Genomic DNA, 22,164 nt, shown 5'->3' with positions numbered 1-22,164 from the left:
TTTTATTTAGAACAAATTTATTGGGGGAACAACGATGAAACTCCTTTTTAACGAACAAATGATTAAGTGCCAACAGACGATTTCTGTAGACGAAGTCATTGAACAAATTAACGAACTATTACACGATCAATATTACTTCAACCACTTCATTGCAGATGGCGAGGAAGTGTTAGAGGAGCCAGAAATCTTTCTGATGAACAACTTAGAGAGAATCGATGAATTGACAGTTGTCGCTATACCGGCGCAACAATTCATTAATGACTTGTTGTTGTCTGCAGAAGAATATACAGAACGTGCGGTATCTCATATTACAGCTGTAGCGGATGAATTTTATAATCATCCATCAACGACAAGTTGGTCTGAATTGAGCAATTTATTGGAAGGAATGCAGTGGTTAGCAATGGCAACTGATACAGTGACGCAATCTGTTGCCTGCCCATCTGATTGGGAGGAAATACTTACAACGACAACTAATTTACAGGCGGAACTAGGTAACCTTGAAGAAGCATTAGAAAACACGGATACCGTCCTTATTGCGGATATGTTGCAATATGAAGTGTTGCCGGCTTTTGAAACAATTGCCCAAAAGGTGAAACAAATCATTGATACAGAAGGAATGCGTCATGATCTTAATTGATAACAGAAACTATTTACGACTGCGAAATCGGCCGTTGTTGGAGATGTTAGCTGAACGAGAGGAACATATAGAGGCGGCTGTCATTGAACCTTCAAAAAGAGGATTACCGACGTTAAAACTAACGGTCGATGAGAAAACTCAATATGTTTATAGTAAGTATGATCCCGAGAAAGAAGTGGAACGATTACATAAACAAAAGGAAATTCCAGAAAATACGAAACATGTGCTATTTTTCGGTGCAGGGCTCGGATATCAGATTCAAGCGTTATTAAATGAATATCCGGATATGAATTATTCCATTTATGAACCGAATCAAGATGCGCTAGTTCAGTTCTTCTCTCATCAAAATATAAATGACTTATGTGGGGAGCAGCTACACAAAGTATTTACAACAACAGATAATGAACAAATTCGCTCACATATCCAAAACCTTTATCAGCTAGCAGGAAGTGATATATATATATACACACTTCCCGTCTACGAAAAGTTGTACGCTGAAGAGTTGAAAATCGTGATGGAGACGATGAAAGAGCTATTGCAGAATAAAAGAGGGAACTTAGCAGCTGAAGTCTCTTTTCAAAAACGATGGACGATCAATTCGATTAAAAACTTTCCGAAAGTGATGCAAACACCTAATATTTTGCATGATGTAGATAGAAGTGCTTTTGAGGGGAAGGCAGCTATTATTGTTGCAGCAGGTCCGTCGCTATCGGAGGAGTTTGAGAATTTACGATATATTAAGGAACATGGATTAGCTTATATATTCTCGGTGGGGTCGGCGATTAATTCGTTAATCGAGCATGATATTTATCCAGATGCCGCTTGTACGTATGATCCTAAGGAACGTAATCAAAATGTTATAAAGATCATTAAAGATCGTAATATCACCGGGATACCACTTGTTTTTGGAAGTTCAGTAGGCTTTGAAACGTTACTCGATTACCCAGGTCCTATGCTACATATGATTACAAGTCAAGATACTATAGCCCCTAGTTTAGTGAAGGAAATTAAAAGTTCTGATATAGTGCATGATGCTCCTTCTATAGCAGTAGTAGTTTTTGAATTATTGAATTTAATGGGCTTTAATCAGATCATTTTAGTAGGGCAAAATTTAGGGTTTAAAAATAATATGCGATTTGCGAACGGGATTAAATATAGTCATATTACAAATGAATTAACAGAAGAGGAGAAAAAAGATTTAATAACAGTTAAAGATGTGAATGGCATGGAAATGTACACATCTTCTATGTATTTTTCAATGAAGAAACAATTGGAAATGCATATAAATAGATTTAACTACACAGAAGTTGTTAATACAACAAAAGGTGGAGCACATATTGAAGGAACGACTTTTATGTCGTTAACAGATGTAATTGTAAATGGTTTATCTAAAAGAAGTAGCCCCGTTGTTTCTAACTGGTGGAGAGCTCATAATCAATATGATTATGAAGGAGTGCAAAAACAAAAGGAATTACTAGAGAGAGAAAGGGAAATATGTAAAGTTTTGATTAAAGGAACTCTAAGTTTTGTGAAAAAAATGGAAAAAGAAATAAATGTTTATCAAATGAACCAACTTAGTAGAAGCATAAAACAGTTTGACAATGAATTTAATAAGTTACAACAAAATTTATTCTTTAAAATGTTTATCGAACCAATGATGCGGGTTCAAATACAACAACTTAGAAAAAAATCTAAAGAGATACACTTTGAAAGAAATATAAAAAAGAAGGGGAAATTTGTTATTCAAATTTTCGGCCCTTTTTTGATAGATTGTTATAGACATTTTGAGTTTGTGGAAACTTATTATAGAGAATTAATTACTTTTATTAATAAAAAGGATACAGTTAAACTATTTGATTAAAGAACTTATTATAAAAAATATTATTTAAAGAGAGTGTTATATATGACAGTTGAAATATTACATTTAGCGAGTTTTTCTGGAAATATTGGTGATATAGCAAACCATGAAGGATTTTACTCTCAAATTCGAAAAATATTTAATAAAGAAGTAAAAATAAAACAATTGGAAATGAGAAAGTTCTATAAAAATTGGAGAGAAATGAAATTTGATAATGAATTTGCGGATCTCGCCAATAAGTACGATTTGCTAATTATAGGAGGAGGAGGTTTTTTTGATTTATGTTGGGATTACTCTGCTACAGGAACCTCATTAGATATAAGTTGTGAAGTATTGGCCCAGATTAATACACCAATCTTTATTAATGCTATAGGCGTAGATATAAGTAGAAATCCATCAAACGAGGTAATCCGAAAGTTTGGTCTTTTCTTAGAAGGAATAACAAAAAAAGATAATATTTTTATAACTGTTAGAAATGATGGATCTTACACAACTATAAAAAAACTTTACCCTAAATGTTCAGAACGAATCTTTAAAATTCCTGATCACGGATTTTTTGTAAGTGAACTTGATAAAATTAAACAGTATCAGCCAGTTAAGAAAGTCAAATCTATTGGTTTTAATTTTGCATTTGATTTAAAAGAATTTCGGTATTCAAAGGTGACATATGATTATTTTATAGAGAAAATAGGGGGGGTTATACAAAGTTTTTTATTGAATTCAAATTACAATATTTATTTTATCGCTCATATTCAAACTGATTATAAAGTATTTGTTGATATTATAGAAACTATAAGTGAAAGGAACTTAAGAACTAGGATTTCTATAACTCCAATAATACAGGGACAAGAAATAGAAACAATTAAATATTATAAAGAATGTGAAGCCATATTCGGGATGAGATTTCATACCAATGTGTGTGCGATATCTATGGGGATTCCGACACTAGGAATTGCTACACTTCCTAAATCAGGGGATATGTATGAGGAAATTGGTTTACCACATAGAGCTATAAATATTACAGAACCATTGTTTTTTGAGAAGTTAATTGAAGAAATGAACAAAGTTGACGATGATGAATATTTAACTACCTTACATCAGGCATATAAAAATTCCCTAAGTAAAGTATACGAAGAAAAGAATGAAGTATATTTATTATTAAAAGACTGGCTCAAAGAACAAAATATATTGTAATTGTGGAGAGGATGTTAAAGATGAACCCGAAAGTAATTGCAGAAATAGGATGTAACCATAAAGGTAGCATGGAGATTGCCAAACAAATGATTAATATAGCGGCAGTTTATTGTAAAGCTGATGTTGTGAAATTCCAGAAACGTAACAACAAAGAGTTACTTTCTGAAGAACAATATAATGCACCACACCCTAATCCTAAAAATTCATATGGAGACACATATGGAGAACACAGGGAATTTTTAGAATTAACTTTAGAGCAACATAAGGAATTAAAAGAGTATTGTGAGCAATTTAATATTGTATATAGCACATCAGTATGGGATTTGACTTCAGCTAAAGAAATAGCCACTTTAAAGCCGGATATGATTAAAATTCCTTCTGCATTGAACAATCATTATGAAATGATTGGATGGCTCTGTGATAATTATGATGGAGAAATTCACGTTTCTACTGGTATGACTACATATAAAGAAATAGATGAGCTTATTTCCTTTTTTGTTGAGAAAAAACGTAATAAAGATGTTGTTTTATATAACTGTACTTCTGGTTATCCAGTACCTTATCAAGATATTCGTTTGAAAGAAATTACAAGGTTGATTGAAAAGTTTGGAGATGTAGTAAAATCAATTGGATTCTCAGGTCATCACCTCGGTACCGCTATAGATGTTGCTGCGTTTACTCTAGGAGCAGAATGGTTTGAACGTCATTTTACTTTAAATAAAATGTGGAAAGGTACGGATCATACTGCATCACTTGAGCCAGAAGAATTAAAGAAGTTAATCGAGGACTTACATGATGTGAATGAAGCTCTTCAGTATAAGTCTGAAGAAATTTTGGATATAGAGCTGGTACAACGGAAAAAATTAAAGTATCAGGTGATTAAGTAATGGGGAAGACGGTTGCGTTTATTCCAGTAAGAGGAGGTAGCAAGTCTATCCCTTTAAAAAACATTAAAGAGATAAATGGTCGTCCTTTAGTATATTGGACAATTGATGCTGCTATTAATTGCAAATATATTGATGAAGTAATTATCAGTACAGATAGTGAAGAAATAAGACATTGTATTCAACAATATGACAAGAATGACTATAATAAGCTCAAGTATATTGATCGAAACCCTCAAAATGCAACAGATACGGCATCAACTGAATCAGTTCTTTTAGAATTTGCGAATCAAGCGGAGTTTGAAAATGTTATTCTTATTCAGGCCACTAGCCCATTATTAGAGTGGTATCAGTTAGATGAAGCGTGTGAACACTTTTTTAAAAATGACTATGATAGTTTGTTATCTTTAGTTCGCCAAAAACGTTTTATTTGGAGAGAAACTGACAGTGGAATAGTGAACCCGATAAATTATAATCCAGAAAGTCGCCCCAGAAGGCAGGAATTTGATGGATATTTAGTTGAAAATGGAGCTTTTTATATAACTACATTAAAGGCTTTGTTAACGTCTAAAACTAGAATTTCAGGAAATATCGGATATTATGAAATGCCTGAAGAAACATACTTTGAGATTGATGAACCTGAAGATTGGTTAATTGTAGAGCAACTTTTACGTAAAAAACAATCTATTTCTCTAGATAAAAGGCTCCAAAAGATCAAACTATTTGCTACTGATTGTGATGGAGTGTTGACAGATGCAGGAATGTACTATTCTAGTGAAGGAGATACGTTGAAAAAGTTTAATACTAAGGATGGAATGGGTTTAAGTTTATTAAAAAAAGCTGAAGTTATTGTAGCAATTCTTACAGGTGAAGATTCGCCAATAGTTAAAAAAAGAGCAGAAAAGTTAAATATTTCTCATGTTTATTTGGGATGTGATGATAAAGTCAGAGCAATGGAAGAACTACTAGAGAAGTATAATTTAAGTTTTGACCAAGTAGCTTATGTAGGAGACGATTTAAATGACATTCCTTTACTAAAAAAAGTGGGGGTGGCTTTTTCTGTGGCTGATGCTACAGCCGAAGTCAAGCAAATTGTTGATTATGTAACAACCAGAGAAGGAGGACAAGGGGCTGTTAGGGAAATAGCAGATATACTGTTGCCCTACCAACCTTGACAATAATGAATTTAAATTCTTATTTGCTGAATTGCTCTAAAACAATATATGATGCATTAGCACAAATTGAAAAAAATAAAAAGGGATTTGTCATAGTAGTTGATGATCTTCAAATAGTTAAAGGTACTATTACAGATGGAGATATTAGGAGGCTTCTTTTAAAAGGAGAAGGTCTAGGTTCTCCCATTTCTAAAATTATTTCAAATGATTTCGGTTTTTTATACGAAAATGATCCTTTTGAAAAAATAGTTAGTTTTTTTAAGTCGCCTAAAATAGAATTTTTGCCAATTGTAAATAATGAGAATAAATTAACCAATGTTTTAACAAAAAATCAACTTCATACGGCTTTACTTGAAGGAATAGAGTGGGACCTTCATTTTGATTTCTCGCTTTTAGATGACAAGAAAATAGATCAGGAAATTTATGATCGACCTTGGGGTTATTATAAGACAGTGTTTTTAAGTGAATATTCTAGAGCAAAAATCATTCAAGTTAATCCAAATCAAGAACTGAGTTTACAAGAGCACAAAAAGCGTGAGGAACACTGGGTGATCATAAAAGGTGAAGGTATGATGACAATTGGTGAGAGTATAAAGCCAGTTTATGAAGGAACTTATGTCTACATTCCAACAGGGTGCAAACATAGGGTTAAAAATACATCATCTACTAACCCTTTAATGATTTCAGAAGTTCAACTAGGAAGTTACTTTGGTGAAGATGATATTATCCGTTATGAGGATAAATATGGAAGGTTGGAAAAATGAAAATAAGTGATGGATGTTATTTATGTGATTCTGAACATATTGTTGAAAGACATGGTCGAGTAAGGGATTCTGAAGAATTAAAGGTAATGGAATGTAAAAACTGTAGTTTAGTATTCCTATCATCATTTGATCACATAAATGACCAGTTCTATGAACAATCCGGTATGATGGATGGGAAAATAGAGATACAGAAGTATCGTAATAACTCTTATAAGGATGACAAACGAAGAGCATTGTATATACAAGATCAAATATTAAATAAGACGTTATTAGACTTTGGTTGTGGAGGCGGAGGTTTACTCCATTTTCTGAAGAATAAAACAGAATACATTGCAGGCGTTGAGTTAGATAATCATTTAAATAAAGTTATTAATAATGAAGGAGTAAAATGCTACAAGAACATAGAAGATGTAAAAGAAACATTTGATTATATTACATTATTCCATGTCCTTGAACACTTCTCTGATCCGCTAAACATGCTAGAGCAATTGAAAAGGTATTTAAAACCAAATGGAAAGATAGTTATTGAAGTACCTAATTCTGACGATGCTTTGTTAACATTATTTAATAGTAGTGCTTTTGCCAACTTTACATATTGGAGTTGTCATCTGTTTTTATTTAATGCTAAAACTTTGAATGAATTATTTATAAAAGCTGGTTATAAAGTGAATTATATTAAGCAAATTCAGCGTTATCCTTTAAGTAATCATTTATACTGGTTAGCAAAAGAAAAGCCAGGTGGACATCAACAATGGAACTTTATTAATAGTCCGCTTTTAGAGAAAGAATATGAAAATCAATTGGCTGCTTTAGGAAAATGTGATACATTGATTGCTGAAATTTCAATTTGATTTTATTTTTATATGATGAATTTTAACTAAAGGTTAACTGATATAAGGGGGCAGAGTCCGAATAGGGTCTGACCTCTTTATTTAGTTTTTAGAGCAGAGTTATAAATCAGTTGTTTTAAATAAATTATCAGAAAATGTCGAACGATAGATAGAAGAATAATGAGTAAAATGAACTATAATAGAAATAGTTCTAAAGAAGTCATGGGCAGAAAAATGGTTAAGGTTTAGAGATATCATATACCATAAACAATCGAGTATTACTACATCCATTGTTGAATTATCCATATATCTGCTGTGAATACCGGTGTTAAAATACTAAGCTGTTTTAGAAAAAAGATTATTTTTAAGAAAGAGGAGAGACTATGGATTCCATCGAAGTAGAAGTAATTGGCGTAAAAAAAGTGAGCTTTACTAATGATGAAGGGACACGGATACAAGGAACTAAAGTATATTATTATTCAGAATATAACAAGGATGAAAACATTGTTGGGTACAATCCTCTAAGTGCTTGGTTCAACGATTTCGATATGTTTGATAAGTTGAAAAAATCAACTATTCCAGGGAAATTTAAAATGGAATATGTTTTAAAGTTGCAGGGAAGTCAAGCGAGCGTAGAAGTGAAAAACTTTGAACAGCTTAAAAAAGCTACCGTTTAAAAATTGAAATTCCCTTAATATTATGACAGAATGGTATTAGTGAGACTAGATGCATAAGGCTTTAGTCGATACATTAGTATGCCCTATTTACTAAGGGTCACTTGTTTCTGCTATGCTAGGATTATCACTAGACATACCAGATAACAATTGGAGGATGGAACTAATCATGGTCTTGATAAATCACACAGTTAATTCATCCTTGTAATCTTTTAAGGAATCTACTCTAGTATAACAGCTAGAGGCGCGGCTGATATATCTCCCCTTCTAACGCCGCTATAAAAGAGAAGGGGATTTTTTTATGGGGGGATTCAATGAAAGTTGATCAACAACTGCTTTCATTATCGATGCCAGGGCTATTAGAAGAAGAATTTTATCTTTATAAAAAAATAAAGACAGATGATCTTTTAATTCCACCTAAGATAAAGATTCAAGTCGGGGCAGATGGTGTGAAATGGGAATCTTTTGAGGAAAATATTAAGCAAGAGTGTTTACATATATCTAACCGAGTACGAAAAGGGAGCTATTTTTTTAAACCATTTCGTGAGGTAGAGATACCTAAAAACTCGGCAGACTCTGCTAAACACAAAAAAGAAGTACGCACAATTTCAATTTCATGTATTAGGGATGTCTTAATGCAGAGAATAATGTATAAAGCAGTAAATGATCAGGCAGAAGCCTTGTTTAACGAAGTGTCTAATGTGAGTTTTGCGTATAGGAGAGGAAAGTCGGCGCCTGATGCAGCACAGCTTTTATATAAATATGTTAAACAAGGGTATACTGCTGTATTGGACGCTGATATCGAGAAATTCTTTGACTGTATACCTCATGAAGATTTGTTAGTAAGAGTAGAGAAGTTATTAGGGAAAGAAAATAATTTACTGCACACATATTTCAAGAGGTTTATTTCAGTTGACCGAGTAAAATGGGAACATTATAAAGGAGATTATAAGAGTTTCCACAATAAAAAACCAATTCGTACGATTAGAACACAAGGTATTCCACAAGGTGGAGTGTTATCAGGATTATTAGCTAATTTATTTCTTCATTCATTTGACATTTGGATAATGACAGAACTTTCAAGAAAATTTGATTTAAAATATATACGATATGCAGATGACTTTGTTATTTTAACTAGAAATATAGAAAACGTGACCAAGATTCAAGAGTTAACTAGTAGAAAATTAAGTGAAATGAAACTAACGTTGCATCCAAGTAAAGAAAAAACTAAACGAATTGATCTGAAAGAAAAGGGTGAAATTGTGAATTTTGTTGGCTTTTCGATTTCTCCTTCAGGTGTTCGTATAAAGAAAGCTAACATAAATAACTTTAAATATAGATTAAATAAAATTATTCATGAAACAAACTTATTTCAAAGTAGTAAAGAGTTAAATCCTATTATTTCTAAACTCACATATAAGTTGTTAGGAAATGAAGCTATTGAGTTGAGAACTTGTCAACGTTGCAATCTTCATGAGGCAAAAAGAAGCTGGTTTAATTATTTTTCTATAATAACAGATGTTCAGCAATTACGCGCTCTAGATTGTTGGATTAGAAAGAAGCTATATCAAAAATACTACCATAACACTGGTAAAAGGCTAAAAGCTTCTGAGTTAAATGCATATCAATTAGTTCGCTTAGAAGACCTTTATTATAAAGTCAAAAAGGTAAGTTCACTAGAATGCTGTAGATGTAGTCCCTTTGAAAGCCAATTAAAACGACATATATTAATTAATGATTTATTCAAACATTCATCTTAGTATTAGGTTGATCAGTTTGGATGTTTCATGAAGATATGAAAGGTTTTATGAAAAACCATTCAGGAGAGCTGAGTGACATGTATAAGCGGTTATTATCTTTATTTGGAGCGGGGAATATTAGAGTTTATGGACGAGGTATTCCCAATGTATTTATGACTAATGGAAAAGTTGATCGTGCGAAAGTAGAACAGTTAATGGGTTGGAAATAGATTTCATTACCAATGAAAAACTGCCAGCATCGAATGGAGATGCTGGCAGTTTCCTATTCACTCCCCCTCATAAGCCGTCGTACAATCAACTTTTCCAACTTTCTCTTCAAACCAGCCGATTCGATCGGTTTCTCGATGATCAAACTGAGGAACAAACGGTTTAATGTCTAACAGTGGTGTTTCGTTGAGTATATCGACTTCAGAGATGTATAGGCGGTTGCCTTCCACCCTTTGTAATCGGACGGTGGATAAGCCGATTTTATTCGGGCGTCTCGGGTAACGGGTAGCGAACACGCCGTGGGATTGGTTATCAAGGAAGGGTTTCACTTCCAATGAGATATCTGTGACTAAATGTAAGTGATAAATGAGCGTTAGGTGAGAAAACTCCTCGATATCTTTTAGGCCAGGAACGAGCTCTTCGTTTAGTTCGATATACCCTTCTGCTTCTTTAGCTGCGACTGCTTGAATCGGCATTCCTTTCGCCTCTGTAAAAGGGGTGTAGATCGTGCCGATGGCTTCTAGTGTGATGGTCATGTTAATTCTCCTTCCTTGTGAAAAAATAAAATATCTTTTTTGTGAATGTAGAGCATGATTTGATCGCCTACTTGGTGTTTTGTTTCTTGCCATTCAGATAAAGGAACGTTGATCTGCCATCGGTTTATACCCGTGCTTTCGAATACTTCTGGTCCTTTGTCGGCTGCAAATTTAGCAAATTGTTCTGCTGTTTCTGGCTGTTCGGAGTATGTAGTCGTCGCACACGGAATTTCATCGACTAAATTGATAGCTGGATCGATTTCAACGAGGTGAAACTGATCTTTCTGCTTCGACCAAGCGCTATATTCGGCAAGAGCGGCATTCCCTTGTCCAAGTTGCAACGTAGCAGCTACTTTTGGTCCGGTTTCTACCGATGTAAGAATTTGCTTTTCAATTTCTGCGCCAAGCTTGGCGTTTTCAAAGATTTTTTTCGCTGTTTTCTCTAACGCTGTTGATTCCAGCTCAGGTACAATTAATTCAACGTCTTCATTGGCAAGGTCATAGATAGATTGAATATTCGCTGGGTTATCTTTCGGTGTGATAACGACGGGTGTATGGTAAGCGATAGGGCCTTCGATCGTTTGGATATGCCCTTTCTCCTCAGCTGTTTTAACAAAAGTCATTCCATCAGGCATGAAAATATCGCCGGTGAACTCTAGTTGTTGTGTTTGGTTATAAGTAATTATGATTAGTTATAATTAAATATACCTAGATATATTAAATGTAAATTGATATCAAATCAAGTGTTGCTGGGAGGATTTTTATTATTTCGGCTAGGGGACGTTCTGTTGTTCGGTTCGAAATGGAAACGTAGCTAAAATCACTTAATCACTATCCATCAACTCTACCCCGTAATGTTTTTTCGCTACTTCCGCAAGAACGGGATCTAAATCTGCATGATTCATGCCATTACCAGATTGTGTGAACTCTTGACCACATCCATCTTTTGTTACTTCAATCCCAGTATAATGAATGTTAATATTGTCAGGACTGTCCGGGTCATTTTCAAAACTGCCTGTCCCCAGTCCTCTAATGCATTCTTCGTCAATCTTCGTCCTTTTCCCATTCGAATCTACATAGTAGTATTTATCAGTCACTATCCCGTAATCCATATCTGGAGTAGAAGTAGCATAGTAGCCTTCATCATTTATAAGATATACTTTATAATCGCCTTCTTTTTTAATTTCAGGCGCATCTTTTACGTTATATAAGGCGTATACATACCCCTCATAATCTTCTGGAATTAAGTAAATATCATTAGTCACATTATCATTTGTACAACCTACCAAAGCAAAAAGAGTAAAGGGTAAAGCCAGAATAGTTTTTTTCAATCTCCTCTCCACCTTTCTTATACCCTTATTTTACCATGGGTTGAAAGGAGTGTAGGGTCAGGTCCCCTGTCTCGCTTAACGTCAACATAGGGGCTTATATGCAAAATTGGATATTAAACGTAAAGTCAAGGTAGTCTTGTTTTTAATACGAGCGTATGTTTGTGTTCACCCTCAACCATGATATAATAAAGTCAAATGATATGAAATTTGTATAATAGAACATAGGCAAGAGTTATTGAATACAGGAACAAAGTGTACTTATTTTATAATGATGTGGATGTGCAGAGAATGTCTAATGAAAAGTTGCTCTATCATATTACTGATTTTAACATAATCCGAGAGAAGTCCTCTTCCTCAAGGAGCGTGAAGGGCACAGCCCAGCGAGTAGGGAGGGGATGAATCTCGGTTCGGCACAGTCGAAAAGCGTTTCGTTGAGGACCTCCCGAACTTTGTCGAAAGAAAAAAGGATGGAATTTTCCATTTGCTCTTGATGGGAACATGCATTCTGTTTATAATGATGACAAAGGAGGGGGATCTCATGTATCGAACGTTGAAAACGGGCTTTAGAGTGCCACAGTCCACGCTTCAACAGTTGTTTCATCTACGTCGAATTTGCGGAACGATTTGGAATGACTGTGTGCAGTTGGCTCGGTATTATTACCGGATTCACGGCAAGTGGATTAACAAAAGTGACCTTCAAGCTGAACTCAAAGGCTTGTATCCTCTTCACAGTCAGACGATCCAAGCGGTGTGCCACAAGTTTTTGCGTGCCCGAGAAGGGGTTCACCAAGCTCGGAAAATGAACAAGTCCATCCGGTATCCATACAAGGAAAAGTTTGTGTTTCCTCCTAAATGGGTCGACAAATCTTTCGTTTTAGAGGGACGGAAACTACTACTTAGCTTAGGAAGATGGCAGGGAAAACAACAGGCACCGCTCGTGTTGAAGCTTGCCTCGGTTCCGACTGGCGTGATCAAAGAAGTAGAACTCGTCTATGACGGTCGGTGGCATGCTTGTTTGTCGTATGAAGACGGCGTCGAGCCTGTACCGATTCAAGATGGGCATACAGCTGCGATTGATCCAGGTGAGATTCATACGATTGCCGCCGTCAGTACGAGCGGACAAGCGCTAGTGATTTCGGGGAGGAAGATGCGCAGCGTTCATCGGTTGCGAAACAAAAAAGTGAGAGAGCTGCAAATTCTCATGAGCCGATGTCAAAAAGGGTCGAGAAAATGGCGCCAATACAATCGAACAAAAAAGTACATTCTCTCCAAAAGCGAACGACAGTTAGGGGATCTCTTGCATAAGACGACTCATGCTTTTGTGAACTGGTGCGTGGAACAAAAAGTCGGGCATGTTGCTCTTGGCGATGCGGAAGGCGTCCAGCGACACACAAGCAAGCGAAACAAAAAACGAAAACGCCCCCGCTCCAAACAAGTGAACCAAAAACTCAGCAACTGGAGCTTTGGAAAACTCAAGAAACAGTTGGTTTATAAATTAGAAGCGGTTGGCGTCTCCTTATCAAAAGAAAACGAAGCCTACACGACGCAAGCATGCCCTGCTTGTGGAAAACGAAACAAAGTCCGTTCACGAAACTATCACTGCTCTTGCGGCTATGAACGGCATCGGGATGTCCACGGTGCAGCGAATATCTTATCCCAATATTTGCACGGGAAGTTTCGAGAAGTGATGCTAACTAACATCACGTATCTACGTCCTGTACAGGCGTAGTAGATGGGCAGAACCGCCCCAGAGGGAGATGGCCGTGTCTTTGATTCTCTCTCTGTTGCTTACAGTGGCAGCAATCCGTCGAGAGACTTCTTGCGTCAAGACCACTGCTTCCATATGGGAGCGTCAGTCCCCGAGAAAGACGAGGGTGTCGTGTACACCTATGGACATCGTCCAGCTTCTGATATCGAGGGGATAGACAAGAAACCACTACCTCAAGTGCGAAGCGATAGGTGGGGGAGGTTCATTAAAGGTGATCGAAGAATTAAGTATAAAATCTATTGCGGTTCCACCGTTAGGGTGCGGGAATGGTGGCTTGAAATGGTCTGATGTACGGCTCGAAATAGAATCAGCTTTTGAGAAATTGCAAGACGTGGAAGTGCATCTATATGAACCAGCAGGAAGTCCGAAACCAGATGAAATAAAAATTGGAACAGGTCGTCCGAAAATGACAAGATCAAGAGCGTTATTCTTAATGCTGATGAACGACTATTCGATACCAGGATATAGATTGTCCTTATTAGAAATTCAAAAATTGGCTTATTTCCTCCAAGTAGTTGGTGAGCCGCTAAGACTAAGATTTGAAAAAGGAAAATTCGGTCCCTATGCAGACAACCTTAACCATGTATTGCAACGTTTAGATGGTCATTTTATTCGAGGTTTTGGTGATAGGAGCCGGGATGCTGAAATTTATTTAATTAATGATGCAATAAAACAAGCCGAACAGTTTTTAAAGGGTGAGCGGGAAGCGTTTGAACATTTGGAAAAGGTACGGGATATCATTCAAGGGTTTGAAACTCCCTATGGTTTAGAATTGCTTTCAACGGTTCATTGGGTAATCAATGAAAAGCCAGAAGCGACAGAGGACGTTAAAAATATAATCGAAGAAGTCCATAATTGGAACGAAAGAAAGAAAAATATTTTTAAAGAAAAGCATATTCAGAAGGCGTGGGAGCATTTCCAGGACATAGGGACAGATACCGTGTCCCTGTTGACGAATGATTAGATACACAGTAGAAGTTTAGTCTTTAGACTTTCTGCTAGTAAGGACTGTTCCGCATCGTCATAGGTGTTTATATGCAAAATTGGATATTAAACATAAAGTCAAGGCAGCTTTGCTTTGGCTTTTTATTGTTTAGCGCATTTCATAAGTCTTTGTATTTTCACCCCCAGAATGGTGAGGACCTCCGTAGCAATCCAGATGGAATAGAAGAAAATAATTTAGGTTAAGAGTGTCAGTGCTATAAACCAACAAAGGCCGTCCGATACACAGCTTTCGGACGGCCTTTGTTAGGAGTTATTCTTCGTATGTTTATACTTCTACTTCTCTCACCACTCGCTCATAGCGCCGAGTGATGCTGTTGATGCTTCTGTTCATTTGTCGTCCGATTTCTGCGTAGGTGAGTCCTTCTTGGCGTAGTTGGATTAGGAGCTGATCTTCTTTTGTCGTCCAGCATTTGTAGGTTCTTTTCTTACATAGTTGATTCTCTTTTTCTTTTATTCTTTCTTCTTTCACCCACGCTGGTTCAGGCAGAAGTGCTTGGTGGGGAATATTCGAGAAGGTGATTTTTTCTTTATGTATTTCTGCCCATTTCCAAAATTGACAAGGGTCAATAAAATAGAAGTTTTTTGATTTTCTCGTTACTTTTTGAATAAAGGGTAAATGATGCTTTTTCATCCACCATTTGATCGTGTTGCGGTCAACTTGGAGGATTTTGGCTAGTTCTCCGAGCGTGACGAGCCCTGTTTGGGATTTTGTGTTAGCTAATCCTAGTCGGCTCATTTTGACTAGGACAGATTCAAAGGAGCGATCTAGTTTTTTGGCGATACTCGAAATTTTTTGAAAGCCTGCATATTCTTTTAAGTATTCAATTTCATCAGCGCACCATTCTTTTCTCATTCTTATTTCCACCTCATTTATTGTCATTTGGAAGTAAAAAAAACTATTCTATACAGGGTAGAATAGCCAAAGAATTTTATAATAGAAAAATCTATCAAATTGGCAACCAGGCGATCGTAGTTTCACATGTTAAACCTTAGACCCTAGGCTTTGCGTCCTATCCTTTCGAATAGTTTGCCTTTTTCTTCCGTTGTATAGGAATTTCTAATTGTGTATTTGTACTGAATCATCGTAAATCAATTGGAGACACATATCAATAAGCCTAAAGGAAAACAGTATTATCGTATGATTAAACCAAAAATTACTATTGATATAATAGTATTATTTTTTTGGGTTATTTTGTTAAATAAAAATAAAATGCAATACTATTATACTAATTTAAAATAATCAAGTATGATAAATTTCCTCTTAAAATGTTTCAGTTATTCTTAAGTTAATAGGAGGTTCAACATGATACGATGCGAAGGTAACGACATCCGAACAGGCACAAGCCGCCTAGCTCATCAGACGGCTTGTTTTTTGGCGATATTATTTAGTACTCTGAAATAAATCTGCCAAAGTTTCAACTACGTAATCTGGTTCAATCTTTGTTTGCTCAATCTCTTTTTTGCTCGACACACCGGTTAATACGAGGCAGGTGGAGATTCCATTATTTCTCCCCATGAGGATGTCCGTTTCTAGTCGGTCACCGATGATTAAGCATCTGTCTTTTGGGATGTTTAACTTTTCTTGGACTTTATGAATGTAATAGGCCGATGGTTTGCCGATGACTTGATCAATGCTTTGTCCCGCAGCGACTTCAATAGCTTTAGCAATTGCGAGTGTGTCTGCAATGTAACCACCTGGGACAGGGCAAGCAGGATCAGGATTCGTTACGATCAGTTTAGCGCCATTACGCACGGCTGTCATTGCCAAGTTGAGCTTGTCATAAGTGAAGGCACGATCTAATCCAACGAGCACATGAGTGGCTTGTAATGGATCTTCTGTCACCTTTAATGGATAATGATTAAATTCTTCGGTAATTGCTTGCTCCCCGACGATATAAATAGAGGCATTAGGTGCGTTTTCTAAAAAATAAATAGCAGACAGCGAGGAAGCCGTGATGACTTCCTCTAGCTCTGTTGCGATCCCTAATGAACAGAGAAGTTGCTGACAATATTCTCTTGTGTGCGTGGGGGCATTAGTAATGAATAAGATTTTTTTATTGTGCTTTTTTAATGTATCTATCATTTTTTTGACGCCGGGGAGAAGTTGCTTCCCGACATAGATTGTTCCATCTAAATCAAAACAATAGGCTTCAAAGTCGTCAATATGTATCATGTTTAACTCCTGTGTCGTTAGTTTTGAATCTTACTCAGTAGAAGATCCTTTCCTGCTTGTAATTTCTCTAATGGTGTGTTTGGAGCGTACTCAAGAATTAATTCACAATGTGATGCGTATTCGTTAATAGCTGCAAAAACAGACTTCCAGTCGATAGTGCCTTCCCCGATGGCTAAATGGTCGTCTCCTGTTCCATCGTTATCATGAATATGTAAGGCAAGCAGGCGATCTTTCGTTTCTTGAATTAATCGTGGAATGTCCCAATTGTTTAAATTGGCATGACCAGTATCAATTAAAAAGCCAGCTGTTTCGTCAATAGCATGTAAGAAATTCGTATATTCTTCTTGGGTGAAAAGTGAACTGCCATTGTATCCAACGTTTTCAATGGCAAGTTTCACATTTAATGGCTTGGCAACTTGGCATAATTCATTAATGTAATGAGAGGCGCGCTGTTGAGCTGTTTGTTTATTAAACACTGGAGAAAAGCAAAAGCCTGGATGGATCACGATATGGCTTGCTCCGATCATGCTAGCAAACTCAATCGCTTTTTTATATTCGGAAAAAGCAGTTTCTCTCGTTGCCCGGTTTTCACTTGTTAAATTAATATCCCAAGCGGGTGGATGGATCGTATAGTCAATAGGGAGCGATTGAAGCTTTTGTACGAGCGTTTCAAATAGGTCTTCCATCTCGTTCCATTCTTGTCCATCCATTAATAATTCAACTTTATCTGCACCGTACTCGATTAATTGATTGATGTTGTCGAATAGGTCGTTTGATAATAAAGCTAAGTCAGAATAACAAATTTGTTTTTTCATCATTGTTCACTCTCCGTTATTTAATGATTTTGGGTAACCGATGGAATTCGTTGTTTGCTTGTTGAACAGGTGGATTTTGTCCATTCTTGGTTCTACATAGACGAGTTCATTAGGTGACCATTTTTTTGATTCGCTCATAGCGATAAGTTCGTTTCCTTCTACATCAATATAGATGCCATAGTTATCTCCGTGGTTTTCTACGTATTTAACATGACCTTTCCATCCGTTTGCTACCAAAGTTTTTGATAGGTGGATATGTTCTGGACGGATGCCGAATGCAAGCTCTTTTTCACCCGTTTGCTGGATATAGTCGTTCCACTCAGCGCTTAACTCTATTGCTTGATTGACCAGAATTACTTGGCCTTGCCGGACGTCGATATCGATGACGTTCATCGGAGGAGAGCCAATGAACTTGGCTGTGAAAATATTAGCTGGTCGGTGATACACATTATCAGGCGTATCTACCATTTGTAGTTCTCCTTTGTACATTAAGGCAATCCGATCAGCCACTGTCATCGCTTCTACTTGATCGTGGGTGACATAAACGAGTGTTTGTTTATACGTTTCGTGGATTTTGACTAATTCTTTTCGGGCCGACACACGTAATTGAGCGTCTAAATTGGATAACGGTTCATCTAGTAAAAAATAATCGCCTTGTTTCACGACCGCTCTCGCTAAAGCGACCCGTTGTCTTTGCCCGCCTGATAAATCTTTCGGTAAGCGCTCTTTATACTCTTCTAGCTGAAGCATCTTTAAAGCGGCCTCGGTGCGGCGATGGATTTCATCCGTTGGCACTTTTTGAACTTTTAAGCCGTATGTGATGTTATTGATGACATTCATATGGGGATAGAGAGCGTAATTTTGAAAAACCATCGCAACGTTTCGTTTGCCACTCGGAAGATCATTGACTTTTTGATGATCCATATATAACGAGCCTGAAGTGACATCCTCTAATCCGGCAATCATTCGTAACGTAGTAGATTTACCACATCCAGAGGGGCCAAGGAGGATTAATCGCTCGCCCTCTTTAATCGTTAAGTTGAGATTTTTTACGACTTCTGTTTTTCCGTAAGATTTATATACATTTTCAAATCGAATTTCCTTCACAATATCCCGCCTTTACTTAATTCCTGAAGAAGTAAATGTCCCAATAATATACTTTTGGAACAGTAAATATAGTGTTAATGGTATGGTCATCGTGATCACGGCAACAGCCATCGCGACAGTGAAATTCGTTCCACCTTCTGAGCTAATATACATTTGTAGCGCTAACGGCAATGTATAATTGTCGACTGTTTTCAAAATGAGCACCGGCCACACGTATTCATTCCACGATAAAATAAAGAACCAAATCCCTGTTGATGTGATTGCAGGTTTGACGAGCGGTAGCACGATATCTTTCATGATGCGTGCATGCCCTAAGTTGTCTAGTCTTGCCACTTCAATTAAGGACATCGGAATGGTCTTCATTGATTGATGAAGTAAGAAAATTCCGATGGCATCAGCAAGCTGTGGCAGAATGACACCCCAGACGCTATCAGCTAATCCAAGGTCAGAGATGACTAAATAATTGGGAATCATTGTGACTGAAAAAGGAATAAAGATTGTACTAATTAACAGAAAGTACAAGACGTTTTTTCCTTTGAAATCAAAGAACACAAACGCATACGCCGCTAGAAAAGAAGTGAATACTTTAAATAAAGTAACGGTCGTTGCGATAATAAACGTATTTCCAACAATCTTTAATACATTTAAGCTTTCGAAAAATGTTTCGTAGTTTTCTAAAGTTGGTTGTATCGGGATGAAATTTAAGGCATTATTGTACGCCTCTTCTAACGGTTTGAACGAAATACCGATCGCAAAGATAATCGGAAAGGTGAGGATCGCAATCGCCACCATAAACACAATATGCCAAGGTATCGATACGAAGCGACTAGTTTTCATAATGGATACCTCTTTCTACAAACTTGAATTCGATCAGAAGTAAAATAATAAAGATCGCCATCGTTAAAATCGATAAAGCAGCGGAGTGTCCTGTTCGATACAAGACAAAGGCTTCATGATAAGCGTGATAGATGGCATTGGAACTAGCATAATTCGGCCCGCCTTGTGTAATGACTTTAATCGGCGTAAATACGTATTGAAGTCCTTGAACAATCGTGATGATTAAGACATAGATTCCGGTCGCACTACTCATCGGTAACACAATATGAATGAATATTTTCCATAAAGGAACGCCATCTAAACGGGCGGCTTCGATCACTTCTCGTGAAACGCCATTGACGGAGGCGTAGAGAACGATAAAGTTGTATCCGAATACTTTCCAAGAAGTGATTAAGCTTAGGACGACGATGACCCAGCCATCTAATTTGCTCCAAATCGGCATCTCTATTCCGAACCATCTAAGAATAATGGCGGCTGGACCTGAAACAGGATTTAATAACCAAGTGAAAAGAATCGATCCGACCACTAAGGAAATAACGGAAGGTAAAAAGATGGCTCCTTTATAAAAGTTATTGAATCGTTTTAAAACGGTATCAAGAACAAAAGCGAAAATATAAGGAACGATCAGGTTGATCGCTAATAATAAAACGATATAGAGTAATGTATTACCGAACACTTTGTATGTAGTTGGATCAGATAAAACATCCTTATAATTTTGAAGACCGACAAACTCCTTCGTTGGCTTCACCATATTCCAATCAAAAAAGCTTAAATAGATCGTGTATACAAACGGCCAAAACATAAAGAAGATGAAAATGAGTAAGGAGGGAATGAGTAAGCCGTAAGCTTTCCAGTGGTCTTTCGTTAACTTGATTTTTGAAGATTTCATAGCTTGCATGTATTTGCTTTCCTCCCGCATTTGCTTTATTCACAGGGTTGCCCCATAAAAGGGGAGTGCGACCTGAATGTCTCTATTGAGAGGGGGAATATTCTCGTGTAGAGATTTGTTCGGAACGGAATCCTTCTTCTTATGAGACAACCTTGTGAATAGAAAGTTACTTCAATAATTCATTGATTTCTTTTTCTGTGGATGTTAAGCCTTCTTTGACATCGACTTGGCCACCAAGGATTTGATCGCGGACGTCTAATAGCTTTTGCTCAGCTTGTAGTCCAGCATCGCCAGGGAAAGAAGTCCAAGACACGACACCATCCATCTGTTCTACTGCTGCTTTCATCATTTCATTTTCTTCTAGGAAAGTTTTAAGGCCATTTTCAGCTTCTGCTACATCTTTACGTGGAGGAACATAACCTGTGCCTTCCGTCCATTTCGCCATAGATTCTACACTGTATAAATAGCTCATAAATTCCCAAGCGGATTTTTGTTGTGCTTCTTCTTGAGCAGTGATAGCTAACATCGCACCACCCGCTGGTAAACGTACATCTTTTCCTTCCCAAGCTGGTGATTTTACAGCAGCTGCGTCAAATTTTGCATTTTCTTGGATTTGTGAACGGCGAGCAATCGTTGTGTATGCCATCGCTACATTTCCATCGATAAAGCTTTGGACACCTTGATCCCAAGGAAGGTGAAGAGCGGTTTTGTCTTTTACAATCATGTCCGTCATTAATTGATAAGCTTCGATTCCTTCTTTAGAAGCGAAAGTCGCTTTTCCGTCCGTTAACATACGAGCGCCGTTACTTTCTAATAAAGCTTGTGTTGCCCAGTTATCAGCAGGTTCTTGCATATAAAATCCGTGCTTGCCAGTTTTCTCTTTAATGACTTTTGAGAATTGTTGAACTTCTTGCCAAGTTTTTGGTCCGTTTTCATCAAGACCTGCTTCTTTTAATAGATCTTTGTTGATGTATAGAACGGGCGTACTTAATGAATAAGGAATACCGACTTGTGTACCTTCTGAATTTTTGGCTAAGTCCATAACATTATCTAAAAAGTGATCTTTTAAGAAGGTTTGATCGTCTGGGAAGTGTTGATCGATTACTTCCTGTGGTGATATGTAGCTAAAGTTATTAGAGAAATAGTCTAAGAAAGACCATCCGACTTGTACAACGGCCGGTGATTTTCCAGATGCCGCTTCAGCTTGTAAGTTTTGCATTAACCCTTTATACATATCCGGGTTGTATTTGGCGATGACTTCCGTCGTTTCACTTTGCTCATTGAACTCTTTAACCAATGCTTCTACCGCTTTTCCACCTTGAGTTTCTGCATTGACATGCCAATATTCAATGACTGTTTTTTCACCATTTTTCGCTGAATCATTGGACGCTGTGTCACCCGATTTTCCACAGGCGGCTAGCACTAAGATGAATGAAAGTGAGCTAAATAATTTTAAAAATGACTTCATTTCATTAGTCTCCTTTGTAAATTAGTATTATGAGAATTAACTATGGTTTCGGACGGTCGTTATATATAGTAGAAGTTGTTTCTCTAATTGGTTCACCTCCTTGAATGGTGGGAAAAACAAAAAGAGACCTCAAATAAAATGTATACGCATCGCTATACATCAAATTTGAGGTCTCTCTGTTCGCACCGTTTTTTATTCACTTTATGCTCATACAATAACGAGTGATTGTTAGGTTAGTATTAATATAATGTA

22 protein-coding genes and 1 riboswitch are annotated in these 22,164 nt (G+C 36.8%); of the genes, 12 read left to right on the top strand and 10 right to left on the bottom strand.

The window, feature by feature from the left end:
* Positions 1 to 34: 34 nt before the first annotated feature.
* From ACSVDJ_RS16615 to ACSVDJ_RS16570, 10 genes are all read left to right on the top strand, one after another.
* Complete coding sequence (locus ACSVDJ_RS16615) at positions 35 to 637, top strand: DUF8042 domain-containing protein (RefSeq protein ID WP_439167347.1); 603 nt, start codon at positions 35 to 37, stop codon at positions 635 to 637.
* The gene (locus tag ACSVDJ_RS16610) at positions 624 to 2,498 is read left to right on the top strand and encodes a motility associated factor glycosyltransferase family protein (protein ID WP_439167346.1); all 1,875 of its coding nucleotides are present in this window, start codon (positions 624 to 626) and stop codon (positions 2,496 to 2,498) included. Before ACSVDJ_RS16615 ends, ACSVDJ_RS16610 begins: the two co-directional genes overlap by 14 nt.
* Positions 2,499 to 2,540: 42 nt before the next feature.
* The gene (locus tag ACSVDJ_RS16605; protein WP_439167345.1) at positions 2,541 to 3,689 is read left to right on the top strand and encodes a polysaccharide pyruvyl transferase family protein; all 1,149 of its coding nucleotides are present in this window, start codon (positions 2,541 to 2,543) and stop codon (positions 3,687 to 3,689) included.
* A 20-nt stretch (positions 3,690 to 3,709) separates the two neighbouring features.
* A complete protein-coding gene (locus tag ACSVDJ_RS16600; RefSeq protein WP_439167344.1) occupies positions 3,710 to 4,576 on the top strand; it encodes an N-acetylneuraminate synthase family protein in 867 nt (288 codons plus the stop codon).
* Complete coding sequence (locus ACSVDJ_RS16595; RefSeq protein WP_439167342.1) at positions 4,576 to 5,748, top strand: HAD-IIIA family hydrolase; 1,173 nt, start codon at positions 4,576 to 4,578, stop codon at positions 5,746 to 5,748. The genes ACSVDJ_RS16600 and ACSVDJ_RS16595 overlap by 1 nt, the downstream gene beginning before the upstream one ends.
* A gap of 5 nt (positions 5,749 to 5,753) precedes the next feature.
* Positions 5,754 to 6,512, top strand: a complete 759-nt coding sequence (locus ACSVDJ_RS16590) for a cupin domain-containing protein (protein WP_439167340.1) — start codon at positions 5,754 to 5,756, stop codon at positions 6,510 to 6,512.
* Entirely contained in the window at positions 6,509 to 7,363 is an 855-nt protein-coding gene (locus ACSVDJ_RS16585) for a class I SAM-dependent methyltransferase (protein ID WP_439167339.1), read from the top strand. Before ACSVDJ_RS16590 ends, ACSVDJ_RS16585 begins: the two co-directional genes overlap by 4 nt.
* Positions 7,364 to 7,725: 362 nt before the next feature.
* Complete coding sequence (locus tag ACSVDJ_RS16580; protein WP_439167338.1) at positions 7,726 to 8,019, top strand: hypothetical protein; 294 nt, start codon at positions 7,726 to 7,728, stop codon at positions 8,017 to 8,019.
* 311 nt (positions 8,020 to 8,330) lie between these two features.
* Positions 8,331 to 9,776, top strand: a complete 1,446-nt coding sequence (locus ACSVDJ_RS16575; protein WP_439167337.1) for a reverse transcriptase domain-containing protein — start codon at positions 8,331 to 8,333, stop codon at positions 9,774 to 9,776.
* A gap of 77 nt (positions 9,777 to 9,853) precedes the next feature.
* Positions 9,854 to 9,985 (top strand): hypothetical protein, encoded by a 132-nt coding sequence (locus tag ACSVDJ_RS16570; protein ID WP_439167336.1) that lies wholly within the window; start codon positions 9,854 to 9,856, stop codon positions 9,983 to 9,985.
* A 57-nt stretch (positions 9,986 to 10,042) separates the two neighbouring features.
* On the opposite strand, the gene tsaA is transcribed toward ACSVDJ_RS16570, so the two are convergent.
* From tsaA to ACSVDJ_RS16555, 3 genes are all read right to left on the bottom strand, one after another.
* Positions 10,043 to 10,519, bottom strand: a complete 477-nt coding sequence (tsaA, locus tag ACSVDJ_RS16565; RefSeq protein ID WP_439167335.1) for a tRNA (N6-threonylcarbamoyladenosine(37)-N6)-methyltransferase TrmO — start codon at positions 10,517 to 10,519, stop codon at positions 10,043 to 10,045.
* Complete coding sequence (locus ACSVDJ_RS16560) at positions 10,516 to 11,202, bottom strand: substrate-binding domain-containing protein (protein WP_439167909.1); 687 nt, start codon at positions 11,200 to 11,202, stop codon at positions 10,516 to 10,518. Before ACSVDJ_RS16560 ends, tsaA begins: the two co-directional genes overlap by 4 nt.
* A gap of 141 nt (positions 11,203 to 11,343) precedes the next feature.
* The gene (locus tag ACSVDJ_RS16555; RefSeq protein ID WP_439167333.1) at positions 11,344 to 11,850 is read right to left on the bottom strand and encodes a DUF6843 domain-containing protein; all 507 of its coding nucleotides are present in this window, start codon (positions 11,848 to 11,850) and stop codon (positions 11,344 to 11,346) included.
* Between the two features lie 538 nt (positions 11,851 to 12,388).
* Here ACSVDJ_RS16555 and ACSVDJ_RS16550 point away from each other — a divergent pair.
* Together ACSVDJ_RS16550 and darG are read left to right on the top strand one after the other, a co-directional pair.
* Complete coding sequence (locus tag ACSVDJ_RS16550; RefSeq protein ID WP_439167332.1) at positions 12,389 to 13,579, top strand: RNA-guided endonuclease InsQ/TnpB family protein; 1,191 nt, start codon at positions 12,389 to 12,391, stop codon at positions 13,577 to 13,579.
* Between the two features lie 250 nt (positions 13,580 to 13,829).
* The gene (gene darG / locus ACSVDJ_RS16545) at positions 13,830 to 14,582 is read left to right on the top strand and encodes a type II toxin-antitoxin system antitoxin DNA ADP-ribosyl glycohydrolase DarG (RefSeq protein ID WP_439167331.1); all 753 of its coding nucleotides are present in this window, start codon (positions 13,830 to 13,832) and stop codon (positions 14,580 to 14,582) included.
* Positions 14,583 to 14,888: 306 nt separating this feature from the next.
* Here darG and ACSVDJ_RS16540 read toward each other — a convergent pair whose 3' ends face one another.
* From ACSVDJ_RS16540 to ACSVDJ_RS16510, 7 genes are all read right to left on the bottom strand, one after another.
* Positions 14,889 to 15,476 (bottom strand): helix-turn-helix domain-containing protein, encoded by a 588-nt coding sequence (locus ACSVDJ_RS16540; RefSeq protein WP_439167330.1) that lies wholly within the window; start codon positions 15,474 to 15,476, stop codon positions 14,889 to 14,891.
* Positions 15,477 to 15,574: 98 nt separating this feature from the next.
* A riboswitch (cyclic di-GMP riboswitch) is annotated at positions 15,575 to 15,665 on the bottom strand.
* 339 nt (positions 15,666 to 16,004) lie between these two features.
* Complete coding sequence (locus tag ACSVDJ_RS16535; RefSeq protein ID WP_439167328.1) at positions 16,005 to 16,796, bottom strand: HAD-IIA family hydrolase; 792 nt, start codon at positions 16,794 to 16,796, stop codon at positions 16,005 to 16,007.
* Between the two features lie 17 nt (positions 16,797 to 16,813).
* Positions 16,814 to 17,614, bottom strand: a complete 801-nt coding sequence (locus tag ACSVDJ_RS16530; RefSeq protein ID WP_439167326.1) for a sugar phosphate isomerase/epimerase family protein — start codon at positions 17,612 to 17,614, stop codon at positions 16,814 to 16,816.
* Positions 17,615 to 17,617: 3 nt separating this feature from the next.
* On the bottom strand, positions 17,618 to 18,718 hold the full coding sequence (locus ACSVDJ_RS16525; protein ID WP_439167325.1) for an ABC transporter ATP-binding protein: 1,101 nt from the start codon (positions 18,716 to 18,718) through the stop codon (positions 17,618 to 17,620).
* 12 nt (positions 18,719 to 18,730) lie between these two features.
* Positions 18,731 to 19,555, bottom strand: a complete 825-nt coding sequence (locus ACSVDJ_RS16520) for a carbohydrate ABC transporter permease (RefSeq protein ID WP_439167324.1) — start codon at positions 19,553 to 19,555, stop codon at positions 18,731 to 18,733.
* Positions 19,545 to 20,444: an ABC transporter permease subunit gene (locus ACSVDJ_RS16515; protein ID WP_518619424.1), complete on the bottom strand. Its 900-nt coding sequence runs from the start codon at positions 20,442 to 20,444 to the stop codon at positions 19,545 to 19,547. The genes ACSVDJ_RS16520 and ACSVDJ_RS16515 overlap by 11 nt, the downstream gene beginning before the upstream one ends.
* A 166-nt stretch (positions 20,445 to 20,610) precedes the next feature.
* The gene (locus tag ACSVDJ_RS16510; RefSeq protein ID WP_439167320.1) at positions 20,611 to 21,912 is read right to left on the bottom strand and encodes an ABC transporter substrate-binding protein; all 1,302 of its coding nucleotides are present in this window, start codon (positions 21,910 to 21,912) and stop codon (positions 20,611 to 20,613) included.
* Positions 21,913 to 22,164: the final 252 nt, after the last annotated feature.

Source organism: Bacillus sp. Hm123 (assembly GCF_051842975.2).
Taxonomy (GTDB): Bacteria; Bacillota; Bacilli; order Bacillales; family Domibacillaceae; genus Bacillus_CE.
This window is presented reverse-complemented; position numbering and strand designations above follow the sequence as displayed.

Bases quoted from the DNA above. Each gene is read 5' to 3' on its own strand.
- ACSVDJ_RS16615 (WP_439167347.1), top strand. From the start codon at position 35: ATGAAACTCCTTTTTAACGAACAAATGATTAAGTGCCAACAGACGATT.
- ACSVDJ_RS16610 (WP_439167346.1), top strand. From the start codon at position 624: ATGATCTTAATTGATAACAGAAACTATTTACGACTGCGAAATCGGCCG.
- ACSVDJ_RS16605 (WP_439167345.1), top strand. From the start codon at position 2,541: ATGACAGTTGAAATATTACATTTAGCGAGTTTTTCTGGAAATATTGGT.
- ACSVDJ_RS16600 (WP_439167344.1), top strand. From the start codon at position 3,710: ATGAACCCGAAAGTAATTGCAGAAATAGGATGTAACCATAAAGGTAGC.
- ACSVDJ_RS16595 (WP_439167342.1), top strand. From the start codon at position 4,576: ATGGGGAAGACGGTTGCGTTTATTCCAGTAAGAGGAGGTAGCAAGTCT.
- ACSVDJ_RS16590 (WP_439167340.1), top strand. From the start codon at position 5,754: ATGAATTTAAATTCTTATTTGCTGAATTGCTCTAAAACAATATATGAT.
- ACSVDJ_RS16585 (WP_439167339.1), top strand. From the start codon at position 6,509: ATGAAAATAAGTGATGGATGTTATTTATGTGATTCTGAACATATTGTT.
- ACSVDJ_RS16580 (WP_439167338.1), top strand. From the start codon at position 7,726: ATGGATTCCATCGAAGTAGAAGTAATTGGCGTAAAAAAAGTGAGCTTT.
- ACSVDJ_RS16575 (WP_439167337.1), top strand. From the start codon at position 8,331: ATGAAAGTTGATCAACAACTGCTTTCATTATCGATGCCAGGGCTATTA.
- ACSVDJ_RS16570 (WP_439167336.1), top strand. From the start codon at position 9,854: ATGTATAAGCGGTTATTATCTTTATTTGGAGCGGGGAATATTAGAGTT.
- tsaA (WP_439167335.1), bottom strand. From the start codon at position 10,519: ATGACCATCACACTAGAAGCCATCGGCACGATCTACACCCCTTTTACA.
- ACSVDJ_RS16550 (WP_439167332.1), top strand. From the start codon at position 12,389: ATGTATCGAACGTTGAAAACGGGCTTTAGAGTGCCACAGTCCACGCTT.
- ACSVDJ_RS16540 (WP_439167330.1), bottom strand. From the start codon at position 15,476: ATGAGAAAAGAATGGTGCGCTGATGAAATTGAATACTTAAAAGAATAT.
- ACSVDJ_RS16535 (WP_439167328.1), bottom strand. From the start codon at position 16,796: ATGATACATATTGACGACTTTGAAGCCTATTGTTTTGATTTAGATGGA.
- ACSVDJ_RS16530 (WP_439167326.1), bottom strand. From the start codon at position 17,614: ATGATGAAAAAACAAATTTGTTATTCTGACTTAGCTTTATTATCAAAC.
- ACSVDJ_RS16520 (WP_439167324.1), bottom strand. From the start codon at position 19,555: ATGAAAACTAGTCGCTTCGTATCGATACCTTGGCATATTGTGTTTATG.
- ACSVDJ_RS16515 (WP_518619424.1), bottom strand. From the start codon at position 20,444: ATGAAATCTTCAAAAATCAAGTTAACGAAAGACCACTGGAAAGCTTAC.
- ACSVDJ_RS16510 (WP_439167320.1), bottom strand. From the start codon at position 21,912: ATGAAGTCATTTTTAAAATTATTTAGCTCACTTTCATTCATCTTAGTG.